Here is an 18,668-nt window from a genome sequence, read left to right on the forward strand (position 1 = left end):
ACCCGCCTGGGCGCCCACCTCACCTACCACGACCCCTACGTCACCACCTGGCACGTCGACGACACCCCCATCCCCACCGCAGGCACCGACCTGCCCGCCGCACTCGAAGCCGCCGACCTGGTCATCGTGCTGGCCGACCACTCGGCGTACGACGCCGAGACGCTGGCGCGGCACTCGCGGCTGCTGTTCGACACCAGGGGGCGGACGAGGGCGTCCCGGGGCGAGACCGTCGAACTCCTGTGACGCGACCCGCGACACGCGATCCCGGTCAGCCGACATCCGCAGCGGAGCGAGGAATGTCGGCTGAGCCGTTGCCGGGGGGTCTGGGGGGTCGTCCCCCCAGAGTGACGCCGACCGGCGCCGTGCACCGTCCGGACAGGCGGGATTCATCTGCAATTTCCACAGCGCGCACAGAATCCAGCTCGGGAGATTTTCGGCACCCATCCGGAGTGAGTGGAATGCGGGTCTGCGTTTGCACGGTCGTGCACCACCCCGAGGATGCCCGGATTCTGCACCGGCAGATCCGGTCATTGCTCGACGCGGGCCATGAGGTCACTTACATCGCGCCTTTCCGCGCGTGCAATGTGACCCCTTGGCGGGAGATCAGCCCGGTGGACGTGCCCCGGGCCACGGGCCGGCGGCGGCTGCGCGCGCTGCGCGCCGCGCACCGGGTGCTGGTCGAGCACTCCGCGTACGCGGACGTGGTGCTGCTGCACGATCCCGAACTGCTGGTCGGGCTGCCCCGCTCGGTGCGGCGCCGCACGGTCGTGTGGGACGTGCACGAGGACACCGCCGCCGCGCTCACCGCCAAGGGCTGGGTGCCCGGCCCGGCGCGGCCGGTGCTGCGGCCGCTGGTGCGGCGGCTGGAGTCGCGCACCGAGCGGCGGCACCGGCTGCTGCTCGCCGAGGAGGGCTACCGCGAGCGGTTCCGCCTGGAGCACCCGGTGGTGCCCAACACCACCTACGTCTCCGAGGAGCCCCCGCGCCTGCCGGACGACAACCGGATCGTCTACGTCGGGCACCTGTCGATCGCCCGCGGCGCCCTGGACATGATCGAGATGGCTCGGCTGCTGGCGCCCGAGGGCGTCATGGTGGAGCTGATCGGCGCCGCCGACGCCCCGGTCCGGGTCGCGCTGCGCGAGGCGCAGCGCGAGGGGGTGCTGCGCTGGTACGGGTTCGTGCCCAACGACCGGGCGCTGCGGATCACCGAGGGCGCCACGGCGGGCCTGGCGCTGCTGCACGACGAGCCGAACTACCGGCACTCGATGCCCACCAAGGTCGTGGAGTACATGGCCCGCGGGATCCCGGTGATCACCACGCCCAACCCGCCCGCGGTGCAGATCGTGGAGCCGGCCGAGAGCGGGCTGGTGGTGCCGTTCGGCGACCCGGCCGCGGCGGCGGACGCGGTGCGCAAGCTGCGCGCCGACGCTGAGCTCCGCAACGACCTGGCCCGGAACGGCTACAAGACGGCCCTGGCGCACTACCACTGGCCGGTGCACGCCGCGCGGTTCGTGGCGCAGCTGGAGGCCTGGGCGGGCCGCTCGGCGGTGCGGATCGACGAGCCGCGGGTGGGCGAACCCCTGATGGACGACCCGCTGATCGACCGCGCCGCCGCCGAGGGCACGTACTGAGACCTCGGTCCCACGTACTGAGACCTCGGTCCGGGGTCTAGCGCGTGTGCGGCAGGCGGCCGGCGATGGCGCGGGCCAGCCGGGTCGCCGCGCCCGGCGGCTGCGTGGCGTCGACCATCACGATGTAGCGGTCGACCCGCAGCGCGATCGTCCCGGCCGTCGGGCCGATCTCGTACGCCTCGTCGCCGCCGATGTCGGTGCGGCGGCGCGTCTGCGACTGGGTGGCCTGCAGCGTCTGGAGCAGCGCGGACGCGGTCGGGGCGCTGGGCGCCACCCACTTCACCGTCACCGTCAGGCCGCGCTTGCCCCACCCCGTCTCCCGCCCGTCCGGGCTCGCCGTGCGCCGGGGGCTCGCCGACGTCCGCGGCTTCGCCGAGCCGGAGTCGCCCGGCCGCCCCCGCTCGGACGGCACCGGCCCCCCGGTCCCGGGCGATCCGCTCGCCGACGGGACGGGCGACCCCGGGGACGCGGACGGGACGGTGTCCCCGGGCAGGTCGCGGTCCCGCTCGTCCGGGTCGGCCGGGCCGGGCTGCTCGATCAGGTCCGCGCCCTCGATCTCGTACGTGCAGGTCACCGGGCGCGGCAGCCGGACGTCGCCGAATCCGGCGCGTCCCGGCTTGGTCGTGTACTCGCCGTCCAGATGGGCGTCGGCCAGGTCGGGGGCCTTCAGCAGGCCGCACGCGTCCGGCCAGTCGGCCTCGGCGACCCCGCCCAGCTCGGCGGGGCCCGGACCGGCGAAGCCGCCGCGCAGCGCCACCAGCCGGGCCGAGCCGGTCGGCCTGGGCGCCGCCTCCGGGACGGCCGCGTACAGCAGGCCCCCGGCCGCCGCCAGCCACGGCCGCGCCCCGCTCAGCGCCGGGTCCATCGCGAACGGCGCCGGCACGGTCGTCGCGGTGCCGTCGGCGGGGTCCAGGACGTCGACCCCGGCGGGCAGCAGCCGCTCGTCGAGCCTGGGCCGCAGCGCGTAGACGCGCCCGCCCGCCTCGGCGACGGCGGCGTATCCGGGGACGTCGCGGGTCCACTGCGAGCGGCCGGAGGAGACCTCGACCGACTCCAGCCGCCCCCGGTCGCGCCCGGCTCCGGCGCTCCCGGCCGGGCCCGCGTCCGCGCCCCGGTTCCGGTCCGCGTGCCGGCGGCGCTCCTCGCGGCCGCCGCCGGGCCGGTACGCCACGATCAGCCGGCCCCGCACGACCACGGCCGGGCACATGGCGTCGCCGCAGACCTCGTCGCCGTTCCAGACCCCGATCTGGGCGCCGTCCTCGTCGTAGGCGCGCAGCGCGGTGCCGTCGAACGCGAGCGTCGCGCCGTCGAGCACCCGCACCTCGGGCGACTCCTGGGAGCCGAGCGAGCGGATCCAGCGGACCCGGCCGCCGGACGGCTCGACCGCCACCAGCCGGCTGCGGCCCTCGCAGTCGAGGGCGAGGACGGACAGCTCCTCCACGCCGTCGGAGGCGTGCGAGGCGTCCTCGAACAGGCGGCATCCGGGGGGCAGCTCCCGCGTCCACCGCTTGCCGCCGTCGTCGGCGGAGCGGCCGTACAGGGTCCGGCGCTCCTCGTCGGTGGTCAGCACCACGCCGGACCCGCCGGGCCAGCGCAGCGTCGTGCGGGTCGCCGCGGCGGGCCGCTCGGCGCCGGCCCGGCGCCACATCACTCCGCCCGACAGAGCGTCGAAGCCCACCGTCTGCCGCTCGCCGCGGTGGCCGGTGCGCTCGAAGTAGCCGACCAGCCGGGACCGGGTGGTCGACCAGCCGAGCAGCGTCCAGCCGGTGCGGCGGTAGCTCCAGCGCTCGGTGCCGGTGCGGGCGTCGCGGACCTCAAGGCCGCGGCCCGAGGCGGTCACGACCTGGCCCTGCGCGAGCTCGTGGGCGACGCTGCCGTGCCCGGCGAGCGTGCCGCGCCGCACCTGCGCCGACCGCTGCCAGCTGACCGCCAGCGGGCCGGGCGGCGGGCCGAGCGCGGCCTGCGGCGCGACCGGCGCGGCGGTGACGCTGTGCCGGACCTGCCACCATTCGGCCTGCAGCACGAAACGGCCGGCCATCACGGCGACGACGGTGACGACCAGCACGCCGGAGAGCACTCCCAGCGCCAGCCGTCCCCTGCCGGACGCCCCGGTTCCCTCCCGGGGCGGCCGTCTGCCGCCCACCACGTCCCGGCCGCCTCCCTCCCGTTCCATCCCGTACCTTGCTCAGCGAACGACTCCCACCATGCCCTGTGCCGGGCGCCCGCGCGACACGGCCGGACCAGAACGGAGCATCCCGTGGACGACATCTTCATCACCTGGCGGACCTGGCCCGAGGCGCGCGCCGCCCTGGAGTCGGACGGGACCCTCGATCCGCCCGCGCTGGAGCGGCTGGACCGGGCCGCCGCCGCGGCCCTGCGCTGGCACGGCGACCAGAAGCGGCCCACCGGCGTCCCCTACATGGAGCACCTGGTGGAGGCGCTGGAGGCGATGGTACGCGGGGCGGGCGAGACCGACCCCGAGGTGCTGTCGGCGCTGCTGCTGCACGACACCGTCGAGGACACCGGCGCGACGGTCGCGGAGGTGGAGGAGGAGTTCGGCCCCCGGGTGGCCGAGCTGGTGGACTGGGTCACCAAGCCTCCCACGGACGGCATGGGACGGCAGGCCAAGCGCGCGGCCAAGGCGGCGTACCTGCGGCGGCTGCGGGACGCCCCGCCCGAGGCGGTCGCGGTGAAGCTGGCCGACCGGGTGAGCAACGTCCAGCGCCTGGACCAGATGCCGCCCGACTTCCAGCGCCGCTACTACGCCGAGACGATCACCTACGTCCTCCCGCTCGCCGAGGGGCACCCGTGGTTCGCGTCGTGGTACGCCGCCTGGCGGGAGCGCTTCGCCCACCTCCGCTGACGGCCGGGCGCCCGATTCCGTCGGCATCCGATACTTTGAGCCCCTCGATACCGGAGGAGACGGGCGCGGACGGGGCGGCCGCCGGGGGCCGGAGGGACACGCCCAGTGCAGGAAGACAGGCAAGGCGAGGGGCTCCCGGCGGGGACGCGCCCCCTCGGCACCGGAGATCCCGCCGCCATCGGCCCGTACCCGCTGCTGGGGATGCTCGGGCAGGGCGGCATGGGCGCCGTGTACCTCGGGACGGACCGGGACGGACGGCAGGTCGCGATCAAGGTGATCCGGCCCGAGCTGGCCGCCGACGAGACCTACCTGGCCCGCTTCCACGACGAGGTGCGGCACGCCCGGCAGGTCGCCTCCTTCTGCACGGCCGCGGTGCTCGACCACGGCGAGGACGGCGGCCGTCCCTACCTGGTCACCGAGTACGTCGAGGGCGCCCCGCTCTCCGAGCACATCAGGCGGCACGGGGCGCTGCCGTCCGGCACCCTGCACGGCGTCGCGGTGGGCGTGGCGGCGGCGCTGACGGCCATCCACTCGGTGGGGCTGGTGCACCGCGACCTCAAGCCGGCGAACGTGGTGCTGTCCATCTCGGGTCCCCGGGTGATCGACTTCGGGATCGCGCGGGGCGTCGGGGAGCGGTCGGGGCACACCCGTTCCGGTTCCGTCGTCGGGTCGCCCGGCTGGATCTCGCCGGAGCAGGTGCGGACGGGCGAGGTCTCCCCCGCCGGGGACGTGTTCGCGTGGGGCTGCCTGGTGGCGTTCGCGGGAACGGGGCGGCACCCGTTCGGCGGCGCCGATGAGCGTTCGGCCGGCGACCCGCTGGTGATGGCCTACCGGGCGCAGCAGCACCTGTACGACCTCGGCGACCTCGCCGACCCGCTGCGGACGCTGGTCTCCAGGGCGCTGGCGCCCGAGCCGGTGATGCGGCCCACGGCCCAGCAGCTCCTGCTGGCCCTGGTGGGCGGCTCACCGGCCGCCGCGCAGCCGGGCGGCGGGCCCGCGGGAGGCGCGGACCCCGCGGGAGCGCGGCCAGGGACGGGACGCGTGGGCGCCGTCTCCGTCGGCCCCATCGGCCCCCGCAGCTCCGGCGGCCCCGGCGGCGCGGGCGGCGCAGGTGGACCGGGCTGGCCGGAAGGTCCGGAAGGTCCGGGCGGGCAGGACGCGGACCCGCCACCGTTCGACATCCTTGCGGCGGCCAGTCACTCCGTCGACGCCAACTGGCGTCTGGAGGACCTGCCGCTGTGGACGCCCCCGTCCGAGCCGCTGCCGCCGCCCCCGCCCGCGCCGCCGGTCGACCCGAAGGTCCTCCGGCGCGTCCGGATCAACCTCTGGGTGCGGCGCGCGGTCACGTTCCTGGTCCTGGCCGCGGCGGCGATCGGCGGCCTGGCCTACTACCAGGACAGGAACGAGCCGGTCACGGCGGAGTTCGGCAGGCCCGCCAAGGACGGCGACCTGTCGTTCGAGGCGAAGGCGCCGGAGTGCGGCGTCAAGGTGAAGGGCGTCACGGCCCGGGACGGCAAGCTGTGCCAGGTCCGGTTCACCGTGACCAACACGAGCGTCTCCGCCCAGGTGCTGGACCCCGCGAGCCAGCGGCTGCTGGACGCCTCGGAGAACGAGCACGGCGCGGTCATGCTGTTCCGGGGGACGCCGGGGCCGAAGACGAAGGTGAGCGTCCAGTCCCTGCAGAGCGCCGACTCGTTCACGGGGGTGCTGCTGTACGACGTGCCGCCTGGGTTCGTCCCGCGCGCGCTGGAGCTGCACGCGAGCGGTTCCAGCAAGGGCGTCCGCCTGTCCCTGTGATCGTGGTCCCCGTGATCGTGTCCCTGTGATCCCGGCCCTGTTGTGACCCAACGGTCATGCGGCAGGATTCCGGCATGGAACGCGAATGGGTGGCCGAGGAGAGCGTCGTCGTGCGGGCGCGGCCCGAGGCCGTGTACGCGGCGGTGGCCGACCCGCGCCGGATGACCCGCTGGAGCCCGGAGCTGTTCGCGGTCTGGATCCGCCGGCGCCGCCCGGTCGCCGCCGACGGCGCCTCCGGGCCGGGGGCGCCGGGCTTCGGGCCCGGCACCACGTTCACCGGTTTCAACCGGATCGGCTGGCGGGTGTGGTTCACCGACGCGCGCGTGACCGCCGCCGTCCCGGCCGAGAACTTCGCCTTCCGGGTCTCGAGCTTCCGGGTGCCGGTCGCGCTGTGGGGCTACCGCGTGGAGGACATCGGCGACGGCTCGACCCGCCTCACCGAGTACTGGCGCGACCTGCGCCGCGACGAGCGCGGCGCCCGCTTCGTCTCGCTGCTGGGGCGGGTGTTCACCGGGGTGCCCGCCGAGCGCCGCGCCGAGCTCAACCGGCAGGGCATGCGGGCCACGCTGGAGCGCGTGCGGACGGCCGTCGAGGGGGACCGGGAGGGCCCGGCGGACCCCGGGGCGTGACAGCAAAATAAGAACCTGTTCTACTTAGGGATGTGACGACAGGGACCCAGGCGCATGTGATCCAGGGCGAGCGGGTCGCCATGCCGGTGCGGATCCGGGACGCCGCCGTGGCCTCGGCCATGTTCGCCGTGCCCGCCGCCCCGGCACAGGCCGTGATCGCCTACTCCGGTCTCGAGGTGGTCGAGCCGTTCCCGGGACGGGCGGTCTGCTCGCTGGCGTTCATCCGCTACGCCGACGGCGATCTCGGCCCGTACCACGAGTTCGCCGTCGCCTTCCTGGTGCGCCCGCCGCGCGAAGGACCGCACGAGAGCGCGCCGGGCGGCCTGACGGACCTCAACGGCCTCCGCGGCCTTCGCGACGTCGGCGCGTTCATCCACTGGCTGCCGGTCAACCAGGAGTTCACCCTGGAGGCGGGCCGGTCCATCTGGGGCTTTCCCAAGGAGCTCGCGGAGATCCCCATGGACCTGTCCGGGCGGATCAAGCGGTGCGCCGTCCGGTTCGGCGGGCGCAGCGCGATCGAGGTGGCCGTCAAGCCGGGCCTGCCGGTGCCCGCCGGACGTGCCGCGCCCGAGGTCAGCGCGTACTCCTGCCTGGACGGCACGACCCGCCGCACGCCGTGGACGCTGCGGGCGTCGGGCGTGCGGGTGCGTCCCGGCGGCGCCCGCGTGACGCTCGGCGACCACCCGGTCGCCGACGAGCTGCGGGAGATCGGGCTGCACCGCGCCCGCCCGCTCAGCACCAGCACGGTCGCGCACCTGACGATGAGCTTCGCCGAGGCCGAGGAGGTCGGGCCGTGAGCTCCGAGGAGATCACCGGGCCGCGCCGGACCGCGCTGGTCACCGGGGCCGCGAGCGGGCTGGGCGCGCTGGCCGCCCAGCGGCTCGCCGCCGCCGGATGGGACGTCGTCGCCACCGACCTCGACGAGAAGGGCCTGGCCCGCACCGCGCTGCGCTCGCCCAACACCCACGTCCGCGCCTGCGACGTCGCCGACGCCGCGGCCGTCGCGACCGTGGTGGCCGAGACCGGGGCGCCGCACCGGGTCGTGCACGCCGCCGCGATCGGCCCGCTCGTCCCGGCCCTGGAGCAGCCGCTGGACGAGGTCGAGCGGGTCCTGCGGATCGGCTACCTCGGCACCGTCAACGTCGTCCGCGCCACGCTGCCCGGCATGCTGGAGCGCGGCCGGGGCGAGCTGATCCTGTTCTCCTCGCTGGCCTCCTGGGTGCCGGTGGCCGGGTCGTCGGCGTACGCGGCGGCCAAGGCCGCGGTCAACGCCTACGCCGAGACCGTCCGGCGCGAGCACGCCGGCAGCGGCGTGCGCATCCGGGTGGTGTGCCCGCGCCAGGTGGACACCCCCGGCTTCCGGGAGGCGGCCGCGGCCGACCCCGCCGCCACCGGCAACATGAAGGGCATGCCGCCGCGGACCGTCCTGGACGCGGTCGACCGCTCGCTCCGGCGCGACGGCGGCCTCTACGTCTTCCCGGACCCGCTGACCAGGGCGACCGTCCTGGCCCAGCGGTACGCGCCGGGCCTGATGGACCGCGTCCTGAGCCGGGTCACCGCCCCGTCCTGAGCCGGGGGCGGCCGGGCCCTGACCGCCCCCGGCCCCGCCCGGGACGGGTCGGACCCGCGATTTCGGGTAACCGTACGCGGACCGAATAAGCTGTCTCTTTCGCCCGGGCGGGTGAAGGGGCACCCGCACGGGGAGTCCACGGACGGTAGGGAGCAGCCTGCATGTCGTCCCAGGTGAAGGGTCGGCCGGCCACGGTCAAGGACCGCGAGATCGCCGCCGAGCAGCGCCACGTCGACGTGGCGTACGCGCGGCTGGAGGAGATGCGCGCCGAGGCCCAGGCCATGATCCGCGAGGGCTACCGGCAGTCGCTGGCCGGCACCAAGGCGTCGCTGGTGGACCGGGACGCGATGGTCCACCAGGCGGCGATGCGCGCCAAGGCCCTGGACGTGGCCGACGACGGCCTGGTGTTCGGCCGCCTCGATCTGGCCGCCGGCGGCGAGGTCCGCTACGTCGGCCGGATCGGCGTCCGCACGCCCGACCACGACTCCCTGGTGATCGACTGGCGCGCCCCGGCCGCCGAGGACTTCTACCGCGCGACCCCGGAGGACCCGCGCGGCGTGATCCGCCGCCGGGTGCTGCACTCGCGCGGGCACACCGTGGTCGACCTGGAGGACGACCTGCTCGACCCGTCCGCCGGCGAGGACCTCACGGTGGTCGGCGACGGCGCGTTCCTGGCCTCGCTGGCGCGCACCCGCGAGGGCGCGATGCGCGACATCGTGGCCACGATCCAGCGCGAGCAGGACGAGGTGATCCGCGCCCCCGCCGACGGCACCGTCCTGGTCCGCGGCGCACCCGGCACCGGCAAGACCGCGGTGGCGCTGCACCGGGTCGCCTACCTGCTGTTCCGGCACCGCCGCCGGTTCGGGTCGCGCGGCGTGCTGGTGGTCGGGCCCAACCGCCGCTTCACCGCCTACATCGAGCGGGTCCTGCCGTCGCTGGGCGAGGGCTCGGCGACGCTCCGGTCCCTGGGCGACCTGGTGGACGGCGTCACGGGCACCGTGCACGACTCCCCCGAACTGGCCCGGCTCAAGGGCGCGGAGGCGATGGGGCGGATCCTTCGCCGCGCCGTCACCGACCACGCCCCGGGGGCGCCCGACGAGCTGCGCGTGGTCTACAAGGGCGTGGTCGTCCGGCTCGACCGCGCCCGGCTCGACAAGATCCGCAACGAGGTGCACCGGCGCAGCCGCGGCAGCGTCAACGCCGCCCGGGGCCGCGCCGCCGAGGCCCTGCTGGACGCACTGTGGGACGCCTTCCGCGCGCTGGGCGGACCGGAGGCGGCGGCGACCGCCGCCGAGGGCGATCTCAGCGTCTGGAACGCGCTGCTCGCGGCCGACGGGCTGGCCGCCATCGACGAGCCGGAGGCGCCGGTCCCGGCCGGCGGCGCCGCGTCCTCCAACGGCGGCGGCGACACCATGCGCACGCAGTTCCTGGCCCGGGTCCGCGAGCAGCGCGCCTTCACCGACTTCCTGGTCGCCTGGTGGCCGCTGCGCCGCCCGCTGGAGGTGCTGCGCGCTCTCGGCGACCCGGAGCGGCTCCGCCGCGCCGCCGGGCGCGACCTCGACCGGAGCGAGGTCCGGCTGCTGGCCGGCGCCTGGGCCGGCGCCCTCGCCCCCGAGGAGACCGCCGGCGACGGCCGCGGCCCCGGCCCGGTGCTCAGCTACCAGGACATCGCGCTGCTCGACGAGCTCGACGCGCTGCTGGGCTCCCCGCCGCGCCCGTCCCGCCGCCGCCCGGCACCGGCCGAGGACGACCCGTTCGTCGTGGACGGCGTCAACATCCTCACCGGCGAGGACGTCGCCGACGACGACTGGACGCCGGAGATGCAGGAGCTCACCACCTCCATCGAGCGCCTGGAGCGATCCCGCCGGGTCGACGACGGCGTGGTCGAGGAGCGCCCCGAGTACGCCCACATCGTGGTCGACGAGGCCCAGGACCTGTCCCCCATGCAGTGGCGGATGCTGGGCCGCCGGGGCCGCCAGGCCAGCTGGACGGTCGTCGAGGACCCGGCGCAGAGCGCCTGGGAGGACCTCGACGCCGCCCGCACGGCGATGGACGTCGCGCTCGGCGCCGAGGACCCCGCGTCCTCCTCCGGCGGCCGCGGCCGGTCACGCGGCGGGCGCTCCCGGGCGCGCCGCCGCAAGCCGTCCCCGCGCCGCGCCCGCTACGAGTACGAGCTCACCACCAACTACCGCAACTCCACCGAGATCGCCGCCGTGGCGACCCGGGTGCTGGAGCTGGCGCTGCCCGGCGCCCATCCGGCCCGCGCCGTCCGCGAGTCGGGCATCGACCCGGTGGTGCGGGTGCTGCCGCGGCCCGGGCACCCGGCCGCCGCCCGCGACGCCGTCGAGGAGCTGCTGGAGCGGGTGGAGGGCACGATCGGGCTCATCCTCCCGACCGGCGACCCCGCGATCGGCGACCTGCGCGCCGCCGGGCTCCCCGAGCGCGTCCAGATCCTCGACGTCCTGGAGGCCAAGGGCCTGGAGTTCGACGCCGCGGTGATCGTGGCGCCCGAGACGGTGGCGACCCAGTCGCCGCGCGGGCTGCGCGTCCTGTACGTGGCCGTGTCCCGGGCCACCCAGCACCTGACCGTCCTCACCGCCGACCCCACCTGGTACGACACCCTCACGGGCGCCTGACCCGGGGCCCCTAGATGATCGGGGGGCGGCCGGTGCGGGTCATCCGCCAGGCCGTCCGCCAGGAGATCGGGCGGCGCGGGCCCGCGGGCTTGCGCCACCCCTCCGCGAACCCCTTGAACCACGGCTTGAGCGCGCTCGGCCTGCGCTCCCGCAGCAGCGTCATCGCCACCCACACGGCCAGGTAGGTGAGCCCGATCGTCCACGGCAGGTTGCGGCGGGCCAGCCACACCCGGTTGCGGGCGTTGTAGCGGTAGAACATGTCGTGCCGCGTGGGCAGCACCGCCGGGTGGAACATCACGGCGGACGAGTCGTACACGATCCGGTAGCCCGCGTTGAGGACCTGCCAGGCCAGGTCGGTCTCCTCGTGGGCGTAGAAGAAGTCCTCCGGGAGGCCGCCGCCGGCGTCGAACGCGGCCCGGCGGATCGCGCAGGCGCCGCCGAGGAACGTGGTGACCTCCGACGACCGCTCCGGGTCGCCCGCCCGCAGCCGCGGCACGTGCCGCCGCTCGCCGCGCCCGCCCTCGGGGTCGCGGACCCGGAACGAGATCACGCCCAGCCCCGGGTCGGCGGCGAACCGGTCGCGCAGGTAGGTTCCGAGGCGGGTGGAGCGGTACCAGCCGTCGTCGTCCAGGAACAGGATCACATCGCCGCAGGACGCCTCCACGCCCCGGTTGCGCCCCGCCGGGATCCCGACGTTCTTCGGCAGCTGCAGCGTCTTGACCCGCTCGTCGTCGAACGGCGCCTCACCGCCCTGCTCGCCGACCGGGTCGACGCCGTTGCCGACGAGCACGACCTCGACCTCGACGTGCTCCTGCTCCAGCGCGCTGCGGACGGCGCGGGCCAGCTCCTCCGGGCGGTTGCCCATCGTGAGCACCACGACCGAGAGTTTCATCTACTTGAGCCTCCGGGAGGCGAGGATGCTCACCAGGTGGAGCAGCGTCTGCACGACCGCCACGGCCGCGACCGCGACCGTCAGGACCCGGATCGCCGCGGGCGTCTCCGTACCGAGGACCACGTCGATCGCCGCGGCCGCCAGGATCAGCAGCGACAGCTCCACCGCGCCGATGATGCGGTGGAAGCGCAGCATGGACGCGGCCTGCCGGGCCAGCGCGATCCCGGTGGAGCGGGGCCGCAGCGCCCGGTCGCCGCCGGACGGGTCGGCGGTCAGCCCGGACTTGGCCCGTGCCACCACCACGTTGTCGGTCTCCGCCTTGATCAGTGCCGCGCCCAGCGCCGCGACCAGGCCCAGCTCGGTGTAGCCGCCGCTGGTCCAGCCGCCCTGCGCGGCGAACCCCAGCCCGATCAGCAGCGACACCTCGGACAGGTAGTGGCCGATGCGGTCGAGGAACACCCCGGCGACCGACGTCTGCCGCAGGTAGCGGGCGACCTCGCCGTCCACGCAGTCCAGCAGCAGGTACACCTGGATCAGCACGGCGCCGCCCAGCGCCGTCCACAGCGCGCCCGTCCCGGCGGCGGGCAGCGACACCACCACGCCGGCGGCCACGCCGCACGCCATCATCATGTACGTGAGCTGGTTGGGGCTGAAGCCCAGCCGCATCGCCAGCCAGGCGAAGTACGGCGACAGGTCGCGCATGTAGAGGCGGCCCGCCCAGTGCTCCTCGTTGCGCCGGTCCTTCAGGCCGGGCGGCTGCCCCCACCGCCGCACGTCGGCGACGCTCGCGGTGCGCCGGGACGGCCGCTGGTCGTCCCCCGGACCGGGCATCTCGGGCATCTCGGGGAGCTCAGTCGCCATGGGCTTCGACATACTCTTCCACCGCCTTGAGGATCGCGCCCTGGTCCAGGCCGAGATGCTCCAAGATCGTATAGCGGCCGGGCCTGGTCTGCGGGGCATACCGCACGGCCTCCGCGAACTGCTCGGCGGTCAGCCCCACATCACCCGGCAGCACCGGCAGCCCGTGCCGCCGCAGGCACGCCGTCACCTCGGCCAGCCGTTCCGCGCCCGCCCCCAGCCGGGTCGCGCGCAGGTGGTAGCAGAACGCGGCGCCGATCCCGGCCAGCTCACCGTGGTTGGCGGTGCCCGGGAACAGCTGGTCGATCGCGTGCAGGATCTCGTGGTCGCCGCCGCTGGACGGCCGGGACGAGCCCGCGAACGCCATCGCCATCCCCGACAGCACCAGCCCCTCGGCCAGCACGGTCAGGAACCGGTCGGACTCGATCGACTCGGGCTGGTGCAGCAGCGCCTCGGCGGCCGTGCGGGCCACCGTCAGCGCCATCCGGTCGACCGGCTCGCCGCACTCGTCGGCGGCCAGCAGCCAGTCGTCCACCGCCGAGAAGTTGCTCACCACGTCGCCGACCCCGGCCCGCACCAGCCGCTCGGGCGCGGCCCGCACGTAGTCGAGGTCGACGACCATCGCCAGCGGCATCACCACCCCGAACGACCCCTTGCCCTTGTCGTGGGTGAGGGAGGCGACCGGAGAGCAGATGCCGTCGTGGGACAGGTTGGTGGCGACCGACACCATCGGGATGCCGGCCAGCGTCGCGGCGTACTTGGTGGCGTCGATGGTGCGGCCGCCGCCGATGCCGACCACCGCCTCGTACGATCCGGCGCGCAGCTTGGCGCCGAGGCTGACCGCGGCGTCGACGGTGCCGCCCTCGACCTGGAACACCTCGCAGGCGTCCAGGGAGGGCCGCACATGCTCGGCGATCTGGTCGCCCTGGCCGGGGCCGACGGCGATGGCCACCCGCCCCTCGGTGGCGATCCGCCGGTCGGCCAGCAGATCGCCCAGGGCGGCGACCGCCCCGCGCCGGACATCGATGGACAGCGGGGCGGTCAGCATCCGCGTCAGCAAGGGCATAGGGGAGACTTCCTCGCTCGGATCGTCGGTCGGGACGTCCGGTCGTCGGGGGAGGCCCGGCCCGCCGCCGTACGGCTCACCGGGCCTTCGGGATCAGTAGCCCTTGGCGATCCGGCGGGCCTTCTCCAGGTCGTCGTGGTTGTCGACCTCGACCCACTCGACCTCGCCGATCGGGGCCACGGCGATGGCGCCGCCCCGGTTGACCAGCTCCTGGTACCCGTCCTCGTAGTAGAGGTCGGGGTCCCCTTCCCAGGTGGTCTTCAGGGCGTCGGCCAGCGGCTCGGCCGCGGCGGGCTCGATCAGGGTGGCGCCGATGTACTCCCCGTACGCCGTGGCCGGGTCCATCAGCTTGGTGATCCGCTGGAGCCGCCCCCCGGCGTCCAGGGTCACCTTCATCTCCTCGTCGGCGAGTGTTTTCACGTTGTCCACCGCCAGCAGGATGTCCGGGCCGCGGTTGGACAATAGTGTCTTCTCCACCCCGACCGGGTGCACCGTGTCGCCGTTGACCATGAGGACGCCCTTGGAGAAGTGCTCCCGAGCCAGCCACATGGAGTAGGCGTTGTTCCACTCCTCGGCCTTGTCGTTGTGGACGAGGGTGAGGGAGACGCCGTAGCGCTCCTCCAGGCCCGCCTTGCGCTCCTCGACGGCCTCCGCGCGGTAGCCGACCACGATCACCACGTCGGTCAGCCCGACCTCGGCGAGGTTGCCGAGCGCGATGTCCAGGATGGTGGTCTCGCCGTCGACGGGGACCAGCGCCTTGGGGAGAGTGTCGGTGTAGGGCCGCAGCCTCCGGCCCGCGCCCGCCGCCAGCACCATGCCGATCATGCTTTCTCGTCCTCCAGGTCGCCGATAACGCCGTCGCCGCGACCGGCACCGGCACCGTGCGCACCGGCGCGCCCGCCGGCATGCCCGACACGCACCCACGTGGCGGCGCTCTCGGTCACGAACAACACGCCAAGGTAGACGGCGAGTGCAGCGTACGCGAACGGGAGAAGACCGGTGAGGCCCGCGAGGGCCACGATCAGCATCCGGCCGTCCCAGCCCAGCCCGGCGCGGAAGAGCCGGTCCGGCGGCCGGAACCCCTGGCGGGTGCGGTACACGATGTCGTAGTGGTGGTACGCCAGGACCGCGATCAGCACGTAGACCAGCGGTGCGGCCACGCCCTGTGCGAACCCCAGTGCGGCGAGGTAACCATACTCGATCGCGCGGATCGCGGGAGGGACAAGCCAGTCGAACCTCCCGTGATGGGGATGTCCGGCGGCCGGTCCGGTCAGCAGCAGCGCCACGACGGGCGCGAACAGCGCGGTGGTGCGCTCCTCCCCGATCCCGGCGGCCAGCAGCAGGGCGCCGGCGGCGAGCGCGACCAGCGCCCCGGGCAGCGGCGGCAGCTGCCCGCGCACCAGCGCGCCGAGCCCCAGGCAGATCGGCCCGTCGTCCCGGTACAGCGGCAGCGCGTTCCGCACGGCCCCCGCCCTCGGCACAGGGACGGGAACGGGCTCCCGCGTGACCACGTTCATGGGGTGCCTCCCGCCGTCATGGTCGCTGTCATGGTCCTCAGGACTCGTCCGGCCAGGGTGTAGGCGGTCGCCACGCCTCCCCAGATCAGGAGGGCGAGGAAGGTCACGCGGGCGTCGGTGAAGGCGGCGGTGAGGGCGATCAGGGCGAAGCGCTCCCCGATCGGCAGGACCAGGATCTTCTTGGCCCAGTGCAGGGGGCGGACGCCGCTCGTCCGGGCGGACCAGCGCGCCACCGTGCCGTCCCCGTCCGCGCCGTCCGCGCCGGTATGGGCCTGGTACGAGAAGTCGATCATGTGCCGGACGGTCTGCAGGATCAGCGCGGCCATCGCCAGCGCCCACACGTCCCCGCCGTGCGCGGACGTGCCCGCCGCCGCGGCCGTGGACCCGATCGCCAGGCCCGCGTACACCGCGTACTCCTTGACCCGGTCGGACACCGCGTCCAGCCAGGCGCCCAGCGCGGAGAACCGGCCGGTGTAGCGGGCGAGCTGCCCGTCCACGCAGTCGAGGACGAACGCGAGGTACAGCAGCACCGCGCCCGTGACCATCCCGGCGCGGGTGCCGCCGGAGAACCACAGCGCCGCCAGCAGCGCCAGCGCGACGGACGCGGCCGTGACCGCGTCGGGCGTGATGCCCCGGGCGGCGACCCAGCGGACGATGTACGGCGAGTACGCGCTGACCGCGAACGTGGCGAAGAAGCCGTCGTCGCGCTTGACCGACGCCGCCAGCCGGGCGCCCTCGCCGTCGGCGTAGTCCAGCTCCGCGCGCGCCTCGGCGACCGCGGCCGGGTCGGCGGCGCGGCGGCAGACCAGGCCGCGGGCCGGGCGGTCGGCGACGTGCGTCCCGGCCCTGACCAGCCCGGCGAGGAGGGCGACGAGCGCGTCGCCGCGGAGCGTACCGTCCGCGCCCGCGCCGGTCAGGCTCGGGTCGCGGCCGGCCAGGCCCTCCGCGACGTCCGCCACCTCCGCCGCCCGGGACGGGTCGAAGCGGAGCATCCCGGGGGACGCGGCGTTGACCCGCGCGGCGGAGCCCGTCCAGGCGTCGGGGCCGGTGAAGGCGCCGGCCCCGGTGTCCACGGCGACGATCCGGCCCCTGGACACCCGTACCCCGGCGGTCCCGTGCGCGCCCGCCCGCGCGGCCGGGACGGTCACCGCCACGACCGGCCCGCCCGAGCCGTACAGCAGCCGTTCCAGCAGGGCGTCGTCGGCGACCAGGTCGGCGGGCAGCACCACGACCGGCTCCTCGGCCAGCCGGGCCGTCCGGGCGATCTCCCGGAGATCGGCGGCCGGGTCCGCGCACTCGGTGACGAAATGCCCGTCCGCGCGCAGCGCGGAGGCTCCGCGGGGACGACCGATCACCCGCACGTCCGGTACGTTGAGCGTGGCCAGCCGGTCGCACAGCCGCGCCAGCAGCGTCGGCGGATCGGCCGGTTCGCCCGGCCGGATCCGGTACGGCAGGGCGGCCGCGGGACCCGGATCGGGCCGCCCGCGGACGCGCCCGGTCGCGATGATCAACGCGATGGTCATCGGCGCCTCCGACCGCGGAAAGAAGATAGGACACGAAGGATTTTCCGGACAGTGATCGACAGGTCTCCCCCCGGACCGCACACGGCGGGGAGCAGGGACGACTGCCCAGCGTAGCGATCTCATCACCCTACGCGACGAGATGGGGATCATGGCGGAGCAGACCATCGCGGTGGTGCTGGCGGGCGGGATCGGCCAGCGTGTCGGCGCGCCGGCGCCCAAGCAGCTCATCGAGGTCGGCGGGCGGCCGATCCTGGCGCACGCGATCGCGGCGTTCGACGCCCATCCCGGCGTCGACACGGTCCTGGTGGTGATGGCCGCCGGGCACCTGCGCACCGCCGCCGCGCTGGCCGCCCCCTTCGGCAAGGTCGGCGGGGTCGTCGAGGGCGGCGACACCCGCACCGCCTCGACCGTCGCGGCGCTGCGGGCGCTGGAGGGGCACCCGGACACGGCCCGGGTGCTGTTCCACGACGCCGCACGGCCGTTCGTGGACGCCGCGGTGATCGGCCGTGTGCTGGACGCGCTGGAGGGGTACGACGCCGTCGCGGTGGGCGTGCCCTCGTCCGACACGATCGTGGCGGTCGACGAGGACGGCCTGGTCGCGGGCATGCCGCCGCGCGCGTCGCTGTGCCGGTTCCAGACGCCGCAGGGGTTCCGGCTCGGCACGGTCCGCGCCGCCTACGCGCTGGCGCTGGCCGATCCGGAGCTGCGCGCGACCGACGACTGCGGCATCGTGCACCGGTACCTGCCGGACGTGCCGATCAGGGTGGTGGAGGGCAGCGAGCGCAACCTCAAGGTCACCCACCCCCTCGACATCGTCCTGGCCGAGCATCTGGCCCGGACGCCCGCCGCCACCGACCCCCCGGAGGCCACGTGATCTTCGAGAACCGGCCCGCCGTCATCGGGCACCGCGGACTGGGCTCGGGCGACCTCGCCGCGCCCGGCGGCACCGGCACCGTGGCGGAGAACACCGTCCCCTCGCTGCTGGCGGCGCTGTCGGCGGGGGCGTCCTGGATCGAGATCGACGTCACCCGCACCGCCGACGACGCGCTGGTGCTGCGGCACGACCCGACGACCGCCGAGGGCGCGTTCCTGGTCGACACCACGGCCGAGGCCACCGGGCTGCCGCTGCTGGCCGAGGTGTTCGACGCGCTGCCGCCGGAGGTTCCGGTGGACGTGGACGTCAAGACGATCCTGGAGGACGCGGTCGACGAGCCGTCCCGGCGCACCGGCGCGCTGCTGCTGCCGGTGCTGGAGCGGGAGGCGCGGCGCCGCCCGCTGCTGGTCACCTCGTTCGACCCGTCGCTGCTGGCGCACCTGCGCGACAACCTGCGGGGGGTGCCGCTGGGGCTGCTGACCTGGCACCGGTTCCCGCTGTGGCACGGCATTCCGGCCGCCGCGGGCCTCGGCCTGCAGGCGGTGGGCGTGCACACGGCCTCGTGCGGGTTCGACCGTCCCGACACGCGGCTGCGTCCGCTGGAGCATTGCGTGGACGTGGCCCACAAGGCCGGGTTGGAGATCCTGGCCTGGTGCCCGCCCGCCGAGGGGGTCGCCGACTACGCCACGGCGGGCTTCGACGCGCTGGTGGTCAACGACGTGCCCGGGGTCGTCCGCGTGCTCGGCGAGGCCCCCGGGACGGACGCCGTCCCAGGGGCCGAGGCCGAAGCCGGGGTCTAGCCGGGGCGATCC

Annotated in this window: 17 protein-coding genes; 10 read left to right on the forward strand and 7 right to left on the reverse strand. The window is 75.2% G+C overall.

The genetic code is table 11. From position 1 onward, the window contains the following. On the forward strand, nt 1-243 hold a 243-nt coding region (locus ACFPZN_RS47380), incomplete at its 5' end, for a UDP binding domain-containing protein (protein WP_378290153.1). Nucleotides 244-458: 215 nt separating this feature from the next. Continuing rightward, nucleotides 459-1,631, forward strand: coding sequence for a glycosyltransferase family 4 protein (locus ACFPZN_RS47385; RefSeq protein ID WP_378290155.1), 1,173 nt, complete (start codon nt 459-461; stop codon nt 1,629-1,631). 37 nt (nt 1,632-1,668) lie between these two features. Here ACFPZN_RS47385 and ACFPZN_RS47390 read toward each other — a convergent pair whose 3' ends face one another. Next, on the reverse strand, nt 1,669-3,804 hold the full coding sequence (locus tag ACFPZN_RS47390; RefSeq protein WP_378290157.1) for an outer membrane protein assembly factor BamB family protein: 2,136 nt from the start codon (nt 3,802-3,804) through the stop codon (nt 1,669-1,671). 84 nt (nt 3,805-3,888) lie between these two features. Here ACFPZN_RS47390 and ACFPZN_RS47395 point away from each other — a divergent pair, with 84 nt between their 5' ends. From ACFPZN_RS47395 to ACFPZN_RS47420, 6 genes are all read left to right on the forward strand, one after another. After that, nucleotides 3,889-4,494, forward strand: a complete 606-nt coding sequence (locus ACFPZN_RS47395) for an HD domain-containing protein (protein ID WP_378290159.1) — start codon at nt 3,889-3,891, stop codon at nt 4,492-4,494. A 105-nt stretch (nt 4,495-4,599) separates the two neighbouring features. Continuing rightward, nucleotides 4,600-6,291: a serine/threonine-protein kinase gene (locus ACFPZN_RS47400; protein WP_378290161.1), complete on the forward strand. Its 1,692-nt coding sequence runs from the start codon at nt 4,600-4,602 to the stop codon at nt 6,289-6,291. A gap of 74 nt (nt 6,292-6,365) precedes the next feature. Continuing rightward, entirely contained in the window at nt 6,366-6,920 is a 555-nt protein-coding gene (locus ACFPZN_RS47405; protein ID WP_378290163.1) for an SRPBCC family protein, read from the forward strand. A 32-nt stretch (nt 6,921-6,952) separates the two neighbouring features. Beyond that, the gene (locus ACFPZN_RS47410; RefSeq protein ID WP_378290165.1) at nt 6,953-7,717 is read left to right on the forward strand and encodes an acetoacetate decarboxylase family protein; all 765 of its coding nucleotides are present in this window, start codon (nt 6,953-6,955) and stop codon (nt 7,715-7,717) included. After that, complete coding sequence (locus tag ACFPZN_RS47415; protein ID WP_378290167.1) at nt 7,714-8,490, forward strand: SDR family NAD(P)-dependent oxidoreductase; 777 nt, start codon at nt 7,714-7,716, stop codon at nt 8,488-8,490. The genes ACFPZN_RS47410 and ACFPZN_RS47415 overlap by 4 nt, the downstream gene beginning before the upstream one ends. Before the next feature lie 161 nt (nt 8,491-8,651). Next, on the forward strand, nt 8,652-11,126 hold the full coding sequence (locus ACFPZN_RS47420) for a HelD family protein (protein ID WP_378290169.1): 2,475 nt from the start codon (nt 8,652-8,654) through the stop codon (nt 11,124-11,126). 10 nt (nt 11,127-11,136) lie between these two features. Here the strand turns inward: ACFPZN_RS47420 and ACFPZN_RS47425 are convergent, their stop codons facing one another. The 6 genes from ACFPZN_RS47425 to ACFPZN_RS47450 form a co-directional block, all read right to left on the reverse strand. Further along, nucleotides 11,137-12,018, reverse strand: coding sequence for a glycosyltransferase family 2 protein (locus ACFPZN_RS47425; protein ID WP_378290171.1), 882 nt, complete (start codon nt 12,016-12,018; stop codon nt 11,137-11,139). After that, nucleotides 12,019-12,849, reverse strand: a complete 831-nt coding sequence (locus ACFPZN_RS47430; RefSeq protein ID WP_378290197.1) for a CDP-alcohol phosphatidyltransferase family protein — start codon at nt 12,847-12,849, stop codon at nt 12,019-12,021. 19 nt (nt 12,850-12,868) lie between these two features. Further along, a complete protein-coding gene (locus ACFPZN_RS47435; protein WP_378290199.1) occupies nt 12,869-13,924 on the reverse strand; it encodes an iron-containing alcohol dehydrogenase family protein in 1,056 nt (351 codons plus the stop codon). Nucleotides 13,925-14,035: 111 nt separating this feature from the next. Further along, nucleotides 14,036-14,767 (reverse strand): phosphocholine cytidylyltransferase family protein, encoded by a 732-nt coding sequence (locus ACFPZN_RS47440; protein ID WP_378290173.1) that lies wholly within the window; start codon nt 14,765-14,767, stop codon nt 14,036-14,038. Further along, nucleotides 14,764-15,459: a DUF5941 domain-containing protein gene (locus ACFPZN_RS47445; RefSeq protein WP_378290175.1), complete on the reverse strand. Its 696-nt coding sequence runs from the start codon at nt 15,457-15,459 to the stop codon at nt 14,764-14,766. The genes ACFPZN_RS47440 and ACFPZN_RS47445 overlap by 4 nt, the downstream gene beginning before the upstream one ends. Continuing rightward, complete coding sequence (locus tag ACFPZN_RS47450; RefSeq protein ID WP_378290177.1) at nt 15,456-16,982, reverse strand: CDP-alcohol phosphatidyltransferase family protein; 1,527 nt, start codon at nt 16,980-16,982, stop codon at nt 15,456-15,458. Before ACFPZN_RS47450 ends, ACFPZN_RS47445 begins: the two co-directional genes overlap by 4 nt. 148 nt (nt 16,983-17,130) lie before the next feature. Here ACFPZN_RS47450 and ispD point away from each other — a divergent pair, with 148 nt between their 5' ends. Further along, nucleotides 17,131-17,856: a 2-C-methyl-D-erythritol 4-phosphate cytidylyltransferase gene (ispD, locus tag ACFPZN_RS47455; protein ID WP_378290179.1), complete on the forward strand. Its 726-nt coding sequence runs from the start codon at nt 17,131-17,133 to the stop codon at nt 17,854-17,856. Beyond that, nucleotides 17,853-18,656, forward strand: a complete 804-nt coding sequence (locus tag ACFPZN_RS47460) for a glycerophosphodiester phosphodiesterase (protein WP_378290181.1) — start codon at nt 17,853-17,855, stop codon at nt 18,654-18,656. The genes ispD and ACFPZN_RS47460 overlap by 4 nt, the downstream gene beginning before the upstream one ends. The last annotated feature ends 12 nt before the right edge of the window (nt 18,657-18,668 follow it).

Source organism: Actinomadura rugatobispora (assembly GCF_042656285.1).
GTDB classification, from domain to species: domain Bacteria; phylum Actinomycetota; class Actinomycetes; order Streptosporangiales; family Streptosporangiaceae; genus Spirillospora; species Spirillospora rugatobispora.